Annotated in this window: 19 protein-coding genes; 3 read left to right on the top strand and 16 right to left on the bottom strand. The window is 67.2% G+C overall.

Features of this window, described 5'->3' with window-relative positions; genetic code table 11:
* Nucleotides 1-69 precede the first annotated feature (69 nt).
* Complete coding sequence (locus AADZ55_RS05020; RefSeq protein WP_085323138.1) at nucleotides 70-897, bottom strand: hypothetical protein; 828 nt, start codon at nucleotides 895-897, stop codon at nucleotides 70-72.
* Nucleotides 898-1,270: 373 nt separating this feature from the next.
* On the opposite strand from AADZ55_RS05020, the gene whiB3 reads away from it, so the two are divergent.
* Complete coding sequence (whiB3, locus tag AADZ55_RS05015) at nucleotides 1,271-1,579, top strand: redox-responsive transcriptional regulator WhiB3 (protein ID WP_085323137.1); 309 nt, start codon at nucleotides 1,271-1,273, stop codon at nucleotides 1,577-1,579.
* A 67-nt stretch (nucleotides 1,580-1,646) separates the two neighbouring features.
* Here whiB3 and AADZ55_RS05010 read toward each other — a convergent pair whose 3' ends face one another.
* From AADZ55_RS05010 to glmS, 15 genes are all read right to left on the bottom strand, one after another.
* A complete protein-coding gene (locus tag AADZ55_RS05010) occupies nucleotides 1,647-2,054 on the bottom strand; it encodes a cupin domain-containing protein (RefSeq protein ID WP_085323426.1) in 408 nt (135 codons plus the stop codon).
* Nucleotides 2,055-2,112: 58 nt separating this feature from the next.
* Nucleotides 2,113-2,592, bottom strand: a complete 480-nt coding sequence (locus AADZ55_RS05005) for a MarR family winged helix-turn-helix transcriptional regulator (protein ID WP_085323136.1) — start codon at nucleotides 2,590-2,592, stop codon at nucleotides 2,113-2,115.
* Between the two features lie 66 nt (nucleotides 2,593-2,658).
* The gene (locus tag AADZ55_RS05000; protein WP_085323135.1) at nucleotides 2,659-3,324 is read right to left on the bottom strand and encodes a nitroreductase; all 666 of its coding nucleotides are present in this window, start codon (nucleotides 3,322-3,324) and stop codon (nucleotides 2,659-2,661) included.
* A 238-nt stretch (nucleotides 3,325-3,562) separates the two neighbouring features.
* Nucleotides 3,563-5,182, bottom strand: coding sequence for a chaperonin GroEL (gene groL, locus AADZ55_RS04995; protein ID WP_085323134.1), 1,620 nt, complete (start codon nucleotides 5,180-5,182; stop codon nucleotides 3,563-3,565).
* Between the two features lie 96 nt (nucleotides 5,183-5,278).
* Nucleotides 5,279-5,581, bottom strand: a complete 303-nt coding sequence (groES, locus tag AADZ55_RS04990; RefSeq protein ID WP_007167930.1) for a co-chaperone GroES — start codon at nucleotides 5,579-5,581, stop codon at nucleotides 5,279-5,281.
* Between the two features lie 304 nt (nucleotides 5,582-5,885).
* A complete protein-coding gene (gene tsaD, locus AADZ55_RS04985; RefSeq protein ID WP_085323133.1) occupies nucleotides 5,886-6,911 on the bottom strand; it encodes a tRNA (adenosine(37)-N6)-threonylcarbamoyltransferase complex transferase subunit TsaD in 1,026 nt (341 codons plus the stop codon).
* Nucleotides 6,911-7,384 (bottom strand): ribosomal protein S18-alanine N-acetyltransferase, encoded by a 474-nt coding sequence (gene rimI, locus AADZ55_RS04980; protein WP_085323132.1) that lies wholly within the window; start codon nucleotides 7,382-7,384, stop codon nucleotides 6,911-6,913. Before rimI ends, tsaD begins: the two co-directional genes overlap by 1 nt.
* Nucleotides 7,385-7,442: 58 nt before the next feature.
* Nucleotides 7,443-8,066 carry a tRNA (adenosine(37)-N6)-threonylcarbamoyltransferase complex dimerization subunit type 1 TsaB gene (gene tsaB, locus AADZ55_RS04975; protein ID WP_085323425.1) on the bottom strand — a complete coding sequence of 208 codons (624 nt, stop codon included), beginning with the start codon at nucleotides 8,064-8,066 and terminating at the stop codon, nucleotides 7,443-7,445.
* Nucleotides 8,063-8,536: a tRNA (adenosine(37)-N6)-threonylcarbamoyltransferase complex ATPase subunit type 1 TsaE gene (gene tsaE / locus AADZ55_RS04970; RefSeq protein WP_085323424.1), complete on the bottom strand. Its 474-nt coding sequence runs from the start codon at nucleotides 8,534-8,536 to the stop codon at nucleotides 8,063-8,065. The genes tsaB and tsaE overlap by 4 nt, the downstream gene beginning before the upstream one ends.
* Complete coding sequence (locus tag AADZ55_RS04965; RefSeq protein WP_085323131.1) at nucleotides 8,529-9,656, bottom strand: alpha/beta fold hydrolase; 1,128 nt, start codon at nucleotides 9,654-9,656, stop codon at nucleotides 8,529-8,531. Before AADZ55_RS04965 ends, tsaE begins: the two co-directional genes overlap by 8 nt.
* Nucleotides 9,653-10,813: an alanine racemase gene (gene alr / locus AADZ55_RS04960; RefSeq protein ID WP_119184872.1), complete on the bottom strand. Its 1,161-nt coding sequence runs from the start codon at nucleotides 10,811-10,813 to the stop codon at nucleotides 9,653-9,655. Before alr ends, AADZ55_RS04965 begins: the two co-directional genes overlap by 4 nt.
* 188 nt (nucleotides 10,814-11,001) lie before the next feature.
* Entirely contained in the window at nucleotides 11,002-12,387 is a 1,386-nt protein-coding gene (locus tag AADZ55_RS04955) for a glutamate decarboxylase (RefSeq protein WP_085323129.1), read from the bottom strand.
* 30 nt (nucleotides 12,388-12,417) lie between these two features.
* Nucleotides 12,418-13,842, bottom strand: coding sequence for an NAD(P)H-hydrate dehydratase (locus AADZ55_RS04950; protein WP_085323128.1), 1,425 nt, complete (start codon nucleotides 13,840-13,842; stop codon nucleotides 12,418-12,420).
* Between the two features lie 30 nt (nucleotides 13,843-13,872).
* Nucleotides 13,873-14,586, bottom strand: a complete 714-nt coding sequence (locus tag AADZ55_RS04945) for a rhomboid-like protein (protein ID WP_085323127.1) — start codon at nucleotides 14,584-14,586, stop codon at nucleotides 13,873-13,875.
* 42 nt (nucleotides 14,587-14,628) lie between these two features.
* Nucleotides 14,629-16,494 (bottom strand): glutamine--fructose-6-phosphate transaminase (isomerizing), encoded by a 1,866-nt coding sequence (gene glmS / locus AADZ55_RS04940; protein ID WP_085323126.1) that lies wholly within the window; start codon nucleotides 16,492-16,494, stop codon nucleotides 14,629-14,631.
* Between the two features lie 84 nt (nucleotides 16,495-16,578).
* On the opposite strand from glmS, the gene AADZ55_RS04935 reads away from it, so the two are divergent.
* Complete coding sequence (locus AADZ55_RS04935; protein ID WP_085323125.1) at nucleotides 16,579-17,034, top strand: DUF2510 domain-containing protein; 456 nt, start codon at nucleotides 16,579-16,581, stop codon at nucleotides 17,032-17,034.
* 9 nt (nucleotides 17,035-17,043) lie between these two features.
* On the top strand, nucleotides 17,044-17,895 hold the full coding sequence (locus tag AADZ55_RS04930) for a dienelactone hydrolase family protein (RefSeq protein WP_085323124.1): 852 nt from the start codon (nucleotides 17,044-17,046) through the stop codon (nucleotides 17,893-17,895).
* Nucleotides 17,896-17,904 lie beyond the last annotated feature (9 nt).

Below are 17,904 nucleotides of genomic sequence, written 5' to 3'. Positions count from 1 at the left end.
TCTCCAACGTTACGAAGCGGACACATCCCGGGCTAACTCCCGGATTGACAATAATGGCCCAACAGCGTTTCAAGCGGTACGCCAGCATCCACCGGCGCGCCGCACCTGGCCTGCGCAAATATCGCGGATATTGGCTAGTTCGCGCACCTGTTGTGCCGGAACTGTGACGGTGTCGATATCGATCAGCAAGCAAGCCAGCGCCCAACGCAGCGGTATGAGCCCGAACCGGCCGGTGTCAGCGAGCGCCGCTTCTCCGACGGCGCGGGCCCGCTCGATGGCGCCGGCGCTGCAGAGAGCAGCGGCCAGCACCACGTCGCTTTTGACCCGGTGCCGCGCCGACACAACGGCCATGGCCTGCGCTAGCTCGACCGCTTCCTCCGCATGGCGGACAGCGGTTGCCCCGTCGCCGGTGGCCATCGCCAGCTCGGCGGCCACCCACCGCCGGCGCACCGCCACGCGGTCCGGCACGAGCGGGGGCACCACCAGCGGGTCCGCGCGACCCAACAACGCCGCCGCGGCAGCGAACCGCCCGACGCCAAGCGCGTCGGCCGCGAGGCCAATCAATGCATCGGCACGGGCCTCGCGATCGGTGCCGGCCAAGGCCAAGGCACGGCCGTCCCAGCCTCGCGCCAGCGTGTGCCAACCAAGCTGCCGCAACAACGATCCCTGCGTACTGTGTGCCAGCGAGGCCAACGGGCCGGCCAGAACGCGGCGCCGCAGCAACGCCAAGTCGCCATAGGCGAGGGCGTAGCGCCCCTGCCCGCCAGCGGCCACGGCGCGCAGCCACAGCTGGTGCGGCGTAGTCGCCGTCGGCAGTGGCCAGCTGCCGGGTTGGCCTCCTAGCGCGGCAGCGACCAGCGCTTGCTCAATCACCGAAGTGTGATGAGTTTCAATCACCGTGATAGCTGCGCCTTCATCAGTAAAAAGTTTGTGGTCTCTTCGTTAACGGAATATTACTCACAGCCATCTTTACGCCAATTTAGGCATACTCACAGAGTGCTCTGACCTGCGGAATTTCTCCATCTCTTCGCTCCCGGTAGCACGCGACACCTGCGATGAATGCGTCGCAGATGAACGGAGCGTAAATTCTCACGCAACGGCCTGATATTGTGCGCCTTCAGACGCCTATTGACGGAAATTCGACACCGCCCTTAGCGTCTACCGTTGACAGGTAGTCATCGTTGACGCCACTCCAAATTCAGTTGCACAACTCGCGCGTTCGCGAACCCAACCTCCACTTGGGCGTGCCGTGCTAGAGAGGGAATCAGCAATGCCACAGCCTGAGCAGCTACCTGGACCCAACGCCGATATCTGGAACTGGCAGTTGCAAGGCCTGTGCCGCGGCGTGGACTCGTCGATGTTCTTCCATCCCGACGGCGAGCGCGGCCGGGCCCGCATGCAACGCGAGCAGCGCGCCAAGGAAATGTGCCGACGCTGCCCGGTGATCGAGGAGTGCCGTTCCCATGCGCTGGAGGTCGGCGAGCCCTACGGCGTTTGGGGTGGCCTGTCCGAATCCGAGCGCGACCTACTCCTCAAAGGCAGCCTCGGACGTACCCGCGGTATCCGCCGCACGGCTTAATCCACCCGCGGAAAGTTCCTCGGCCCTACAACCACGGGTAGGCGAGTGCGGCACTCGCCCCCGCAGGTCACCTTTCGGGTGATCGCCTCGTCCAACCACGCTGTTTCAGCTCGTCGTCGGCAACGAATACGATCATCGGCTCACCGGGAGCCATCACCATGGTCACAAGGAAGCGCAGCGCGATGTCGGTGCGGTTGTTGGCGTCCTGATAGTGGATTACATCTCCGCCGGGCTCCCAGAATGCCTCGCCGGCCGTGACCACCCGCGGCGGTTCACCGTCCAGTTCAAAGACCATTTCGCCCGCGAGCACGTAGCCGAAACAGGGCCCGCCGGGGTGGCGGTGCGGCGGGAAGCCGGGATCGCCGGGCGGATACTCGACCACCACGGTCATCACTTGCCCGTCCGCTGGCAATAACGGCGGGGTGACGGTCTGAAGCTCGGTCAGCACATTCTGCAGCTTGTCGTTGACGTGCATCGTTTCGCCCTTCCTTGGGTTGGCATCGACCACCGCGCCAACCCGCCACCACGTGGGTCTACTCCTCGGTCGTAGAGGTGAAGCGGGTGAGCAGATCCTCAAGTTGCTCCGCCTCGCCGGGCTCGATCACCGAAACCAGGCGCTCAGCCAGTGGCTCCGCGGCGACGTGAGCGGCGTCGAAAAGATCCAGGCCCTTAGGGGTAATCTCCACCGCCCGCACCCGCCGGTCCCCCGGAACGGATTTGCGAACGGCCAACCCGCTGCGCTCCAGGTCGTCCACGACCCGCATGATCGCCGCCTTGTCGGAGCCCGTCGCCTCGACCAACTCCCGCTGCTCCGTGGGCCCCCGGTTGACCAGGACGAGCAACACCGCAAAATGCCGCAACTCGATGCCGAGCGGTCGTAGCGCCTCCGACATCACCGCGGCCGCGCGCCAATGCGCCCGGCGCAACAGCAACCCGAGAGCGAAGGGCGAGGCATCCCCCGGGCGGTCGGTCGCGCGCGAGGCGATTGGTCGCCGAGGAGCTTCGGCGGTCATGAGGCGACCTTAGCAGCCAGTCGAACTCCTTCCGGCGCAATGGTTCTCGCACGCTCGAAACGCGCCCTAACCGTCGACGAACGTGACCGTCTCGTCGAGCGGCGCCCGGCCGGTACGGACGTAGCTCACCGTTGGATCCTCGTAACCGATCGACATGCCGCAGAAGAGGATCAGCCGGTCCGGGGGTGACAGGACGTCCGCAACCGTCTCGCGAACCTGCGACCACGCCATCTGCGGACAGCTATGCAGCCCTTCGGCGCGGAGTAGCAGCATGACGGTCTGCAGATACATCCCAACGTCGGCCCACTGGGCCACGCCCAGATCGCGGTCGATGTAGCAGAACAAGGCCGCCGGCGCGCCGAAGCAATCCCAGTTGGCGATCGCTGCCCTGTGGCGCGCGTCCCAGTCCTCGCGCGCGATACCGAGTGCGCTGTACCGTTGTTTGCCGAAGGCGGACCGACGCTCGCCGTACGGGGACTTCAGGGTGGGCGAGTACATCTCATACTCACGCTCGTCCCAGGGGTCGCCGATGGCCACGCGCTCAACAGCACGCTTTTTTAGTTCGGCCAGCGGCGCGCCGGTCAGCACATAGATGTTCCACGGCTGAAGGTTTGATCCCGACGGCGACCACGCCGCAGCGGACAGCACCCGCTCCAGCACTTCTCTCGGCACAGGCCGGTCGGTGAATCCGCGCACCGCCCGTCGGCTCGTGACCGCCTCGTATACGTCCATGACCGCCCACCTACCGCGATGTTCGTTACGTTCGTAACTGTATCGTACAATACCATATCATCCGATACTATTCCGCGCGTCAGCGGTGAATCGCAGCCCGACGCGACATTTGCACCACGCACACGGCACGCCGAGACGAGTGTGCGCGGCCTTAGTCTCGAGGTGCACGTGCGCCGCCGAGGTGAGACGACGACACCCCCCGGCGAGAGCCGGGGGGTGTCGTCGTTCGGGGCCCTACTTAGTGAGCGTGACCGTGGTGGTGACCGGCGTGCTCGTCGGCTTCGGCCGGCTTATCTACCACGGCCGTCTCCGTGGTGAGCACCATCCGCGCCACCGATGACGCGTTGAGCACCGCCGACCTGGTCACCTTGACCGGGTCAATGACACCGTCGGCGGCCAAGTCGCCGTAGCTCAGGGTCGTCGCGTTCAGCCCATGCCCGTCGGGCAACCCGCTGACCTTGTTGACCACCACCGCGCCGTCCAGGCCCGCGTTGGCGGCGATCCAGAACAGCGGCGCGGCCAGCGCCTCGGAGAACACGTCGACGCCGAGGACCTCATCGCCGGTCAGCGACTTACGCAGTTCCTTCAGCGCCTTGCGGGCCTGGATGAGCGCAGCTCCCCCGCCGGGGACGATGCCCTCCTCGACGGCGGCCTTCGCGGCAGCGACGGCGTCCTCGACGCTTTCCTTTCGCTCCTTGAGGGCGGTCTCGGTGGCGGCGCCCACCTTGATGACGGCCACCCCACCGGCCAGCTTGGCCAGACGCTCGGCGAGCTTCTCGCGATCCCAGTCAGAGTCGCTGTTGTCGATCTCGGCGCGCAGGTGCTTGGCGCGGTTGGCCACCGCTTCCGGAGTGCCGCCGCCGTCGATAACGACGGTGTCGTCCTTGCCGACCACCACGCGTCGGGCCGAGCCCAGCACCTCCAGGCCCACCTCGCGCAGCACCATGCCGGCGTCGGGGTTGACCACCTGGCCGCCCGTCACCACCGCCAGATCCTGGAGGAACGCCTTGCGGCGGTCACCGAAGTACGGCCCCTTGACCGCGACCGCTTTCAACGTCTTGCGTATCGAGTTGACGACCAGCGTCGCCAGCGCTTCGCCCTCCACGTCTTCGGCCACGATCAGGAGCGGCTTACCCGTAGCGGCAACCTTCTCCAGCAATGGCAGCAGATCGGGCAACGAGCTGATCTTGTCCTGGTGCAACAGGATCAGTGCATCCTCGAGCACTGCCTGCTGGTTATCGAAGTCGGTAACGAAGTACGCCGACAGGAAGCCCTTGTCGAAGCCGATGCCCTCGGTGAACTCCAGCTCGGTGCCCAGCGTCGAGGATTCTTCAACGCTGACCACGCCGTCGTGGCCGACCTTGCTCATCGCCTCGCCGACCAGGTCACCGATCTGCTCGTCGCGCGAGGATACCGTCGCCACCTGCGCGATGCCGGTCTTGCCGGACACCGGGGTGGCCGATGCCAGCAGCGCCTCGGACACCGCATCGGCGGCCTTGCCGATTCCCGAGCCGAGCGCGATCGGATTGACGCCGGCGGCGACCAGGCGCAGGCCGCCCTTGATCAGCGCCTGCGCCAGCACGGTTGCGGTGGTGGTGCCGTCACCGGCGACATCGTTGGTCTTGGTGGCCACCGATTTCACCAGCTGGGCGCCCAGGTTCTCAAATGGGTCTTCCAGGTCTATCTCACGCGCAACGGTGACGCCATCATTGGTGACCGTGGGTCCGCCAAACGCCTTGGCCAGCACGACATGCCGGCCACGCGGTCCCAGTGTCACCCGCACCGTGTCGGCGAGCTTGTCCATGCCCGCCTCCATGGCGCGGCGCGCGGTTACGTCGTATTCGATCAGCTTGCTCATCAGGCTCCTTCAGCCGAGCTAGTCCGCTACAACGCGTGCCGCCCCGGTAATCACCCATGGTTGAACATGGGGATTGCCGGGGCGGAACACGCTCTTCTACTTGGAAACGACAGCCAGCACGTCGCGTGCCGACAGGATCAGGTATTCCTCACCGTTGTACTTGATCTCGGTGCCGCCGTACTTGCTGTAGATGACGGTGTCGCCCTCCGACACGTCCAGCGGGATCCGCTTCTCACCGTCCTCGTCCCATCGGCCGGGGCCGACTGCGACGACGGTGCCCTCCTGCGGCTTCTCCTTGGCGGTGTCAGGAATGACCAGACCGGACGCGGTCGTGGTCTCGGCCTCGTTGGCCTGCACGAGAATCTTGTCCTCGAGTGGCTTGATGTTCACCTTCGCCACGATTGGAGCCCTCCACTATGTAGATCGGGTCCGCGGCCTTCGGCCCCGGACTGTGTTGGTAGCGGGTCCGGGACCTATCGCCCGAACCGAGTTGGCGGTCGGTCCGGGGCTTGCCCCGAACCGTCCGAATTACCAGGTGATTCGGCATTCGTCCGCGCCCTCGCGCCGTCGTCGCGGGTGCCGACACAAGAGGTTGTCCGAATGCCACCTAGCACTCTATACATGAGAGTGCTAGCACTCAAGGCCGCCCTGGTGCTTCCTGCTTGCCGGCGTGTCCGGGTGCGCCGAGATTGCACTGACCGGGTCACCTAACCTGCCCCCGCACCACGGGCAGACCCGGGTCGCTGGGCACATCCAGCGGTGACGGCGACGCTCCCGCGGCAACCAGATGCGCGGCGAACGCGGCGATCATCGCCCCGTTGTCGGTGCACAGCCGGGGCCTGGGGATCCGCAACGCCAGGCTCGCGGCGGCGCAACGCTGGGTGGCCAGCTCCCGCAGCCGGGAATTCGCGGCCACTCCCCCGGCGATCAGCAGGGTCGAGACGCCGAGGCCGGTGGCTGCCCGCACCGCCTTCATGGTCAACACGTCGGCGACCGCCTCCTGGAACCCGGCGGCGATATCGGCGGTGATCGGATCCGGGTTGGCCTCCACGTACCGCGCGACGGCCGTCTTGAGCCCGGAGAAGCTGAACGAGTACGGATCATCGGCGGGCCGGGTCATGCCCCGCGGGAACACAATGGCGTCCCGATCACCGGTGCGGGCCAACTCGTCGAGCACTTTGCCGCCCGGATAGCCCAGGCCGAGCAGCCGCGCCACCTTGTCGTAGGCCTCGCCGGCGGCGTCGTCAACGGTGCTGCCCAGCTCGACGATCGGCTCGCCGAGGGTACGCACATGCAACAAGTGGGTATGCCCGCCGGACACCAACAGCGCCACGCATTCCGGCAGCGGCCCGTGTTCGTACACGTCGGCGGCCAGGTGCCCACCCAGGTGGTTCACGGCGTAGAAGGGCACATCCCAGGCAGCCGAATATGCCTTGGCCGCAGCCACTCCCACCAACAGGGCGCCAGCGAGCCCAGGCCCGATGGTGGCCGCGACAACGTCTGGCCGTTTCAGGCCGGCCGCCGCCAGCGCCCGGCGCATCGCAGGACCCAGCGCCTCCAGGTGCGCCCGGGAGGCAATCTCGGGGACCACCCCCCCGAACCTCACATGCTCGTCGACGCTGGAAGCCACCTCGTCGGCCAACAACGTCACCGTGCCGTCGGGGTCCAGGTGCGCGATGCCGACACCGGTTTCGTCACAGGAGGTTTCGATGGCCAAAATCGTTGTCACTAGGTGTCCCCTGGATTCCTACGCATCGTGTACGCGTCGGCGCCGCTGACCCGGTAATAGCGCCGCCGCAGGCCGATCCGCTCAAAACCCACGCTGCGGTACAGCGCAAGTGCGGCCTCGTTGTCGGTGCGGACCTCCAGATAGACCACACCGCCGCTGGCGAAGTCCAGCAGTTCGTTGAGCAGCCGACGGCCGATACCCTGCCCCTGGTAGGCCGGATCCACACCGATGGTGTGCACCTCGTACTCGAAGGGCGGTGTCCGGCCCAACCGTGAAATGCCGGCGTAGCCGACCAGCGTGTCGGCGATGCGCGCGCCCACGTAACGGTTGCGCGGACTGGCCAGTTCGCGGTTGAACGCCGCCGCCGGCCAAGGGTCATCGCCGACAAACAGCTGGGCCTCCAGCTCAGCACACCGGTCGGCGTCCGCCGGCGTCAGCGCACCGATCGTGACGGGCCCGATGTCGGCGGTCATCGGCGTCGCTCTCGCCCACAAGTGGGCGCTATCCCCACTGCATGGTTGCCGGCGCGGGTCATGAGCGAGCGGCCAATGGCTTGGCGTCGGGTCGGCGCAGATAGAGCGCAACGAGCGGCGCGGGGGGATCGGACCAGTCAGATACCGCGGCTACCAGGCCGGCCGGTGTCGGATAGACCGGCTCGCAGCGCGGCAAGTCGAACAGCGCCGCGTGCTCCGGCGAACCGGCAACCGCCAGCGCCGGGCCGGGGTCGACGTCGGCCGGGGCGCTGACCGCCGGCCCGCTGGTGCGGACCCCGTCGCTGTAGCGCGCCCAGTAGACCTCACGCCGGCGGGCATCGGTGACCACCAGCGTGTCGCCGGTGGTTTGCCCACCGATGGCGTCCAGACTGCACACGCCAAACACCGGGATGTCCAGCGCATGCCCGTACGCGGCGGCGGTGGCCATGCCGGCCCGCAGACCGGTGAACGGTCCGGGACCGCAGCCCACCACGACCGCGTCGAGGTCGGCCATCGTCAACGCGGCGTCGGCGAGCGCCCCCAGCGTGTTTGGCGTCAGCCGTTCGGCGTGCGCTCGGGCGTCGACGGTGACCCGCTCGGCCAGCAGGGCCAGGTCATGCCGCCGTACGATACCCGCGGTGACCGCCGGAGTGGCGGTGTCGATGGCCAACACAACGCTCATGACCGGCCCCACCCCCAGGTCGCGATCCTGGTGTCGGAATGGCTAACCCGCTCGAGACGGACGTCGAGGTGGCGCTCGGAGAGGCGTTCGGCCAGCCCTTCGCCCCACTCCACTACGACGACCGCGTCTTCGAGATCGGTGTCGAGGTCCAGCGAGTCGAGTTCACCCAGTAGGTCGGCGCTTCTGTGGTCGAGCAATCGGTAGACATCGACGTGGATCATCGCCGGCATACCCTGCCGCCGCGGCCGGTGCACTCGCGCCAGTACGAACGTCGGCGATGTGATCGGCCCCTCAACATCCATCGCCGTGGCAATACCCTTGGCCAACACCGTCTTTCCCGCACCGAGCGGACCGGTGAGCACCACCACATCACCCGCGCGCAGCTGCCCACCCAGCCGAGACCCCAGCGCAACGGTGTCCTCGACGCGCGGCAGGGTGGCCGTGCCGCCATCCAGCCCCCGCTCAGCCATGGCGCCGGTACCGTTCTCGAAGCCGTTGCCCAATCAGCCGGTACCGCAGGGCCATCTTGCCCGGGATGGCCCGGTCGACGAGACGGACCAGCCCGTCGTTGATGGCGTCGGGCTTGTCCAACAGCGCCAGGTGGCCGGCCCCGGGGACGATGACCAGATCGGACAGTGGCAGCGAGGCCGCCATCTTGCGAGAGTATTCGTCCGGGGTGAGCAGGTCGTGGTCACCACATGCGATCAGGGTCGGGACCCTGAGCAACGTCCACAGCCCAGCCGTTTCGTTGTGCACCTCAAGAGCGCGCAGGAAACCCACCAGGGTGGCGACCGGGGTGCCGTTCATCATCCGCTGCGAGAACGCGTCCAAGCTCCGGCTGACCTGTAAGTCGCTGTAGGACGCGGCCCGCAGAACCGGGCCGATCAGCGATCGTGACGCAGTGCGTCCCCGGTGCACCAGTTTCGGCGCGGACCGGGCTGTGAATCGGACGGCGTCCAATGCGGGGTGCTTGAGGACCTCTCCCAGTGGTGAGCGCGAAAGTCCTTCGGCGGCTGAGGAAATCAACGCAGCACCAACGATCCGGCGGCCGTACCGATCGGGGAACTGCCGGGCGTGCGACAACACCGTCATTCCGCCCATGGAATGGCCAACCAACACGACAGGCCCGCGTGGCGCGGTCACCTGCAGCACGGTTTCCAAGTCCTGGCCGAGTTGGGTCAGCGTGTACGTCTCGGGCGCGGCTTCGCCGGATTGGCCGTGCCCGCGCTGGTCGTAGAAGACCATGCGTACCCGCGAACCCCAATGCTCGCCGAGTCGCATCCGCTGAAAGTGGAAGGCGCCCATACGTAGGCAGAATCCGTGAGCAAAGACGACGGTGAGCGGAGCGTCCGGCGGTCCGGCATCGCGCACCACCAGCGACACGCCGTCGGGCGTGGTCACCACCTGGCTACGATCGCTGTCCAGCCGCTCGAAATCCTCATCGGCCCATGGGTCGTCGAGGATGGTGGCGCGTTCAACCATCGACCGCCGAGCCGAGGCACCGACAATCGTTGCGACCGCGGTCAGCCCGGCGCCTCCCGCAAGCCAAGCCTTGGCCTTCTGGCGCCTGCGGGTCTCCTCACGGCTCAACAGTTTTCGGCCTCGCGGAAAGCTCTGGTGATACGTCCTCGCGGGCTGGTAACCACTTCGTAGTGGATAGTGCCGACCAGATCTGCCCAGTCCTGAGCCGTGGGCTCGCCTCGGGTGCCCGGCCCGAACAAGATCGCCTCGTCGCCTTCGGCCACGTCGAGCGGCCCGGGACCCAGATCGACCATGAACTGGTCCATGCAGATCCGCCCGACACCGGGCCGCCGTCTGCCGTTGATCAGCACTTCCAGCCGCCCGCCCAGCGACCGGAACACGCCATCGGCGTATCCGATCGGCAGCAGCGCCACGTTTGTGTCGTGCCGTGCGATCCAAGTGTGCGCATACGACACGCCCTCGCCCGCACGGACCGATTTCACTAGAGCAACGGGACATTTCACGGTCATAGCCGGAACCAAGCCCGCGTCATCGAGTCCGGGAGCGGGGTTGAGGCCGTACACCGCGATGCCGGGCCGCACCAGATCGAGGGTCAGATCATGGCGGCCCAACGTCGCCGATGAGTTCGACAGATGCGCCACCTCGAATTGCACCCCGTGCTCGCGGGCCTGCGCCAGCATCTCGCTGAGCCGTTGGGCCTGAACGTCATTGATGGGATCGTCCGGCTTATCCGCGTAAACCATGTGCGTCATCAGGCCGCGCAGCCGGACGGCATCCTCGGCCGCGGCGCGGCGCAATGCGGTCAGCATCGCCGGGTACTGCGCCGCACCGACACCGTTGCGGTTCAGCCCGGTATCGACCTTGACGGTCACCGTCGCCGTCCGGCCGGTCCGGCGCACCGCGTCCAGCACTTCGTCGAGTTGGCGCACTGAGGACACCGCGATCTCCACGTCGGCCAGTAGCGCGGGCCCGAAGTCGATGCCGGGCGGATGCAGCCAGGCCAGCACCGGCGCGGTAATGCCATCGGCGCGCAACGCCAGCGCCTCGTCGACGGTGGCGACGCCCAGTTCGGCCGCACCGGCACCCAGCGCCGTTTGGGCGACTCGGGTGGCGCCATGGCCATAGCCGTCGGCCTTGACGACCGCCATCACCTGCGCGCGGCCGGCGTGCTCACGCAGCACCCGCACGTTGTGCTCAATAGCGCCCAGATCCACCATGGCCTCGGCCAGCACGCCCGGGGTTAGGGATATCGGTGTAACGGCCAACGAAGTCGTGCTCCCGCCCATTTGTCGTTTCGTTTCGCTCCCCGGCATTCTCCCAGAACCGGTTCGTTGACAGCTGATCGGGGAATGCGCGGGTGGACTGCGTTCGGACCTGGATCCACCTGCCCATGGTCGGCGCAGGACTGCTGGCGATCGCGCTGTCGGGTGCGCCAGGCGCACCGCGTGGCGGTCTAGTGCGCGAAGTGGTGGGCGTCGAAGCACCCGCCCGGTTTGAGCTTGTCCAGGGCGGCCAACGCGGTGACGGCGTCGTCGTGCAGGGCCCGAGCCAGGTCGGCGGAGAGTCCCTCGCGAACCACGATCCGCAGTACAGCGATGTCGGTGGCGTTCTCCGGCATCGTGTAGGCGGGCACCTGCCACCCGAAGGTCCGCAGCTCGTGGGAGACGTCGAACTCGGTGTAGCCGCGGTCGCCGGCGAGCCGGAAGCTGACCACCGGGATCGCCGAACCGTCCGAGATCAGCTCGCAGTGGTCCACTTGACGCAGCTGTTCGCCCAGCCACCGCGCCGTCTGCGACAGGGCCTGCATCACCTTGGTGTATCCGTCCCGCCCCAGTCGTAGGAAGTTGTAGTACTGGCCGACGACCTGGTTGCCGGGGCGGGAGAAGTTCAGCGTGAAGGTCGGCATGTCGCCACCGAGGTAATTGACCCGAAAGACCAATTCCTCGGGCAGATGCTCGGGGCCGCGCCACACCACAAACCCGACGCCGGGGTAGGTCAGCCCGTACTTGTGCCCACTGACATTGATCGACACCACCCGGGGCAACCGGAAGTCCCACCGCAGATCCGGATGCAGGAACGGCACCACAAAGCCGCCGCTGGCGGCGTCGACGTGCACTGGGACGTCCACGCCCCCACCAGCTGCCAGCTTGTCGAGCGCCGCGCAGATCTCGGCGATGGGTTCCAGCTCGCCGGTGTAGGTGGTGCCCAGGATCGCCACCACGCCGATGGTGTCCTCGTCGACGGCTTCGAGCACCTGCTCGGGCGTGATGACGTAGCGTCCCTTCTCCATCGGCAGGTAGCGGGGTTCGACGTCGAAGTAGCGGCAGAACTTCTCCCACACCACCTGGACATTGGAACCCATCACCAGATTCGGAGTGCGACCCTGCCAGCCTTTGCCGACCCTTTCCCGCCAGCGCCATTTCAGCGCCAGACCGCCCAGCATCACCGCCTCGCTGGAGCCGATGGTGGAGACCCCGGTGGCGCTGGCGGGATCGTGGTCCCGCAGGCCCTCGGCGTGGAATAGGTCGGCGACCATGGACACGCAACGCGCTTCGATGGCCGCTGTCGCAGGGTATTCGTCCTTGTCGATCATGTTTTTGTCGAACGTCTCGGCCATCAGCCGCTCCGCCTCGGGGTCCATCCAGGTGGTCACGAAGGTGGCCAGATTCAGCCGTGAGCTGCCGTCGAGCATCAGTTCGTCATGGATGAAGCGGTAGGCGGCCTCAGGATCCATCGACTCGTCGGGCATCCGTAGCGCGGGAATCGGTGCGGTAAACATCCGGCCGGTGTAGGCGGGAGCGATCGAGTGCGCGGGCACGGACGGGTGACTGCGAGACACAGCGAATCCTTTCCTTGTGATGGCTGGGTGCTATAGGGCGGCCAGTGCGGATCGGATGTGGCCGATGATGCGCGACGCCGACGTGGGCGCATCACCCGGCCCCGGGTCGGCGGCCGAGGCCGCCGCGGCGCGCGCATGCACGAACGCCGCCGCGGCGGCCGCCTCGGCGGCCGGCAGCCCGGACGCCAGCAGCGCGCCGATCATCCCGGACAGCACGTCACCGGAGCCGGCGGTCGCCGCCCAGGACTGCCCGGCCGGATTCAGATACACCGGGCCGCCGGGGTCGGCGATGACGGTGACATGCCCCTTGAGCAGCACGGTGACGCCGAACGCGTCGGCCAGCTTGCGACAGGCGCCGACGCGGTCATCGCCGGGCGGCGCACCGGCCAGCCGGGCGAACTCGCCGGCGTGCGGCGTGAGCACCGTCGGCGCCTCGCGGTTCACCACCAGATCGGGGTGGGCCGCCAGCATGGTCAGCCCGTCGGCGTCGACCAGCACGGGCAGGTCGCTGTCCAGCGCGAACCACAACGCGGCGGCCCCGGTCTCGTCGGTGCCCAGGCCCGGCCCGACGACCCAGGCCTGGACCCGGCCGGCAGCCGCCGGGGTGGACGACGCGATGACCTCCGGCCAGCGCGCCAGCACTTCGGCATGGGCGCTGCCGGCATAACGGACCATGCCGGAGGTGGCCGCCACGGCCGCGCCGGTGCACAGCACGGCCGCGCCCGGATACGTCGAGGAACCGGCCAGCACGCCGGTCACACCCTGGGTGTACTTGTCGTCACCGGGACCGGGCACCGGCCAGCGCGCGACCGCATCGGCTGCCTCGAACCCCAACACGTCGGTGGTGGGCAGGTCGAGCCCGATATCGACCAGGGTGACGCGGCCGCAGTCGGCCAGCGCATGCACGGCTTTGAGCCCACCGAACGTGACGGTCAGCGCGGCGTGTACGGCCGGGCCAGTGATCGCGCCGGTCGCCACGTCGATGCCGCTGGGAATGTCGACCGCGACCACCGGGGCGGCGCCCGGTCTATCCAGGCCGGCGAACACCTCGGCCGCCGCCGGCCGCAGTGGCCCCGAGCCCGATATACCGACCACCCCGTCGATGACGAGATCGGTTGCTGCCGAAACACTCTCGACGATGCGACCGCCGGCTTTGGTGAACGCCGCCAGAGCATCGCGGTGGGTTCGGTCCGGGTTGAGCAGCACCGCGTCGGCGGCCGCGCCGCGGCGGCGCAGGAAGGTCGCCGCCCACAGCGCATCGCCGCCGTTGTCGCCGGAGCCGACGACCGCGCAAACCCGCCGGCCGGCCACCCCGCCCGTGCGATTGGTCAGCTCGCCAATGATCGCGGTGGCCAGCCCGTAGGCCGCGCGTCGCATCAGCGCACCGTCGGGAAGGCTGGCCAACAGGGGCGCTTCGGCCTCGCGGATCGCATCTACCGAGTAGTAATGCCGCATCAGAGTCAGGATTTCATGCTTGCAACTCGGTCAGCCTGACGCCTCGCGGGTGCGCCGCCTGCGGAACGCCGCTTTGAGCTTCGCCGGATTCAGCGGTTTGCCTTCGCGCTCTCGGGCCATCGGGTAGAAGGCCAAGCCGATCAGGATCGACGTGAAGTGACCGACCGCGGTGAAGTCCAGCTCGGCTTTATTCATCGTGATCAGCGGAAAGCCGAAGATGACGAGCAGCACTGCGAGATAGCCCCAACGCCACGGCTTCACGATGTGAAATGTCAACACCGCCATCACCCCGACCAGGAAGTAGCTGACGCCGATATCACGAGCGTGCACCAACCTTTCCGATGCGTCCCGGTGTTGGATCGCCAGGTAGAGCAGGCCTTCGCTGAAATAGGTAGCACCGATGTGGGCCGTCAATCCCACTGTGAGCCAACGCAAGTGACCAAGCCAATGCTCAGCGGGCGCCAGAAACAGAGTGAACAGCAGTAGGTACGGTTCCAGGTTCCTGCCGTCGATCCAGAACAGGCTGGAGAACAGCACTTCCAGCGGATCGCGCCCCAAGTGGCTGATGTTGGTGGACCGGTGTAGGAGCACGCTGTGCAGCTGCCGCCCGGCGAGCTGATTCTGGATAATCGTCGTGATCATCAGCACGACCAGCCAGGTATACGTCAGCGGCGCGGTGCTGACGAAATGCCACACCGCCAGTGCCCACGATCGCAATCGTGTCGCCACCGATGCGCTAGCCACGGCGTCCAGCTTATGCAGCGACCAGGTCTCGGCTAGGCCCGGCTACTCAACGGTGACGGACTTGGCTAGATTTCGCGGCTTGTCGACGTCGTAGCCGCGGGCCTGCGCGACCGCAGCAGCGAACACCTGTAGTGGGATGGTCGACAGCAGCGGCTGCAGAAGTGTTGATACCGCTGGGATTTCGATCAAGTGATCGGCATAGGGACGCACGGTGTCGTCGCCCTCCTCGGCGATCACGATGGTAACCGCGCCGCGGCTCTGGATCTCGCGGATATTGGACAGCAGTTTTGCGTGCAGCGTGGCCGCCCCCTTCGGCGACGGCATCACCACGATGACCGGCAGGTTGTCTTCGATCAGCGCAATCGGGCCGTGCTTGAGCTCGCCGGCCGCGAAGCCCTCGGCGTGCATGTAGGCCAACTCCTTTAGTTTGAGCGCACCCTCCAGCGCCACCGGATACCCGACATGGCGACCCAGGAACAGCACGGTCGACGATTGGGCGAACCGGTAGGCCAGGTCGGCCACCGGTCGGACTCCCGCGATAACGCGGGACACCAGGTCGGGCATCGCTTCCAGTTCGCGGTAGTCGCGCTCGACCTCGTCGGGATACTTGGTGCCCCGGGCCTGCGCCAGCGCCAAGCCGAGGAGATAGTTGGCGGCTACCTGGGCGAGGAAGGTCTTTGTCGAGGCCACACCGATCTCCGGGCCGGCGCGCGTGTAGAGCACCGCGTCGCACTCGCGCGGGATCTGGGAGCCGTTGGTGTTGCAGATCGCCAGCACCTTGGCCTTCTGCTCCTTGGCGTGCCGTACCGCTTCCAGGGTGTCGGCGGTTTCACCGGACTGCGAGATCGCCACCACCAAAGTGCTGCGGTCCAGCACCGGGTCCCGGTACCGAAATTCGCTGGCGAGTTCCACTTCCACGGGCAACCGAGTCCAGTGCTCGATCGCGTACTTGGCGAGCAGCCCGGAGTGATATGCGGTTCCACAGGCCACCACGAACACCTTGTCGATCTCGCGGAGTTCCTGGTCCGACAGCCGCTGTTCGTCGAGCACGATCCGGCCACCGACGAAATGCCCGAGCAGTGTGTCACCCACCGCGGCGGGCTGTTCGGCGATCTCTTTGAGCATGAAGTACTCGTAGCCGCCCTTTTCGGCGGCCGCCAGGTCCCAATCGATGTGGAAGGTGCGAGCGTTCGCGGCGTCGTCGTTGCCGTCGAAGTCACTGATCCGGTACCCAGCCGCGGTGATCACTACCGCCTGGTCCTGGCCGAGCTCGACCGCGTGCCGAGTGTGCGGAATGAACGCGGCCACATCGGAGCCGACGAACATCTCGCCCTCGCCGATGCCCAGCACCAGTGGCGTCGAGCGGCGCGCCGCGATGATGGTGCCGGGCTCGTCGGCATTGGCGAACACCAGGGTGAAGTGGCCTTCCAGCCGGCGCAGCACGGCAAGCACGGAGCCCGCGAAATCGCCGGCCGTCTCACCGTGGTGGTAGGCCTGCGCCACCAGGTGCACCGCGACCTCGGTATCGGTGTCGCTGGCAAATTCGACACCGGCCGTCTCCAGCTCCTGGCGCAGGACGGCGAAGTTCTCGATGATGCCGTTGTGGACGACGGCGATCTTGCCGGCAGCGTCACGATGCGGGTGCGCGTTGCGATCGGTGGGGCGACCGTGGGTGGCCCACCGGGTGTGGCCCAGGCCGGTGGTGCCGGACAGCGCCGCGGACGGCATTTTCGCCACCGCCTCCTCAAGGTTGGCCAGCTTGCCGGCACGCCGACGCATGGTGAGTGCGCCACCGTCGAGCAGCGCGATGCCCGACGAGTCGTAGCCGCGGTACTCCATCCGGCGCAGCGCGTCCATGACGACATCACAGGCGGGACGCTGCCCGACGTAGCCGACGATTCCGCACATAGCAGATCAGGGTAGTGCAGTCCGGCCCCGAACCGGCGCGCGACAAGTATCGTTTGGTAGGCCACCTGCGCCGAAGGGCCCGCCTTGTCCTACCCGTATCACCCGTCCGGTCCGCCTGGTTATCCCGACCCGGCTGGCCGCTTCTACCTCAAGTTGCTCAAACACACCGGCGCGGTGATCCTGTGGCAACAACGCACCTATGTGGTCAACGGGACGCTTGAGGAATGCGAAGCGGCGTATCGCGCGGCCCAAAAACACAACTTGTTGGCCGGATGGTGGAGCCTGGCATCGGCTGTCGTGATGAACTGGATCGCGCTGATATCCAACTTCAATGCGATCCGGCGAGTGCGGGCGATGGCCCAGCAGACCCCGGCTTCGTATTCCCCATCGGCGTATTCCCCATCGGCCGCGCCCGCGGCTCCCATCCCGCACGTCTCGGCCAGAGCGCACGTGCCGGCGGGCTGGTATCGCGACCCGTCCGGACCGGGGCAGCGCTACTGGGACGGCGCGACGTGGACGCAGTGGACCAATCCCCGCTAACGTCGACGGGTGGCCCGCACCCGGAAGCTCGTCGCCGCCCTGCACCGCCGTGGCCCACACCGTGTTTTGCGTGGTGACCTGGCCTTTGCCGGCCTGGCCGGCGTGGTGTACACGCCGGAAGCCGGACTGAACCGTCCCGGCGTCGCCTTCGGCCACGACTGGCTCACCGGCACCACTCGCTATGCGGGTCTGCTGGAGCATCTGGCGTCGTGGGGCATCGTGGCCGCGGCTCCCGACACCGAGCGGGGGCTGGCGCCATCGGTCCTGAACCTGGCCTTCGACCTGGGTGTTGCCCTCGACATTGTGGCGGGTGTCCGACTCGGACCCGGCAGTATCAGCGTGCATCCCGCCAAGCTAGGGCTGGTGGGCCACGGTTTCGGTGGCTCGGCCGCCGTGTTCGCCGCGGCCGGCATGGCAGGCTCGTCCGGCATCTCGGCGAAGTCCGTGGCGGCGATCTTCCCGGCGGTGACCAATCCGACGGCGGAGCAACCGGCCGCGACCCTGAACGTTCCGGGCCTGATCCTGACCGCGCCGGGCGATCCGAAGACGCTGAACTCCAACGCCCTCGCGCTGTCTCGGGCTTGGGATAAAGCCACGCTGCGCATCGTCAGCAAAGCTCAAGCCGGTGGTCTGGTTGAGGGTAGGCGACTGACGAAGGTGTTCGGACTCCCCGGCCCACACCGCCGGACGCAGCTTTCGGTCCGGGCGCTGCTGACCGGCTACCTGCTGTACACCCTCGGCGGCGACAAGACGTATCGCGGGTTCGCCGATCCAGACGTGCACCTGCCCAAGACGGACCCGGTCCACCCCGAGGCGCCGCCGGTCACCCCGGAGGAAAAGATCGTCGCGCTGCTGAAGTAGCGTGCGCGG

The sequence above is a fragment of the Mycobacterium decipiens genome, assembly GCF_963853665.1.
In the GTDB taxonomy this organism is placed as follows: Bacteria; Actinomycetota; Actinomycetes; order Mycobacteriales; family Mycobacteriaceae; genus Mycobacterium; species Mycobacterium decipiens.
This window is presented reverse-complemented; position numbering and strand designations above follow the sequence as displayed.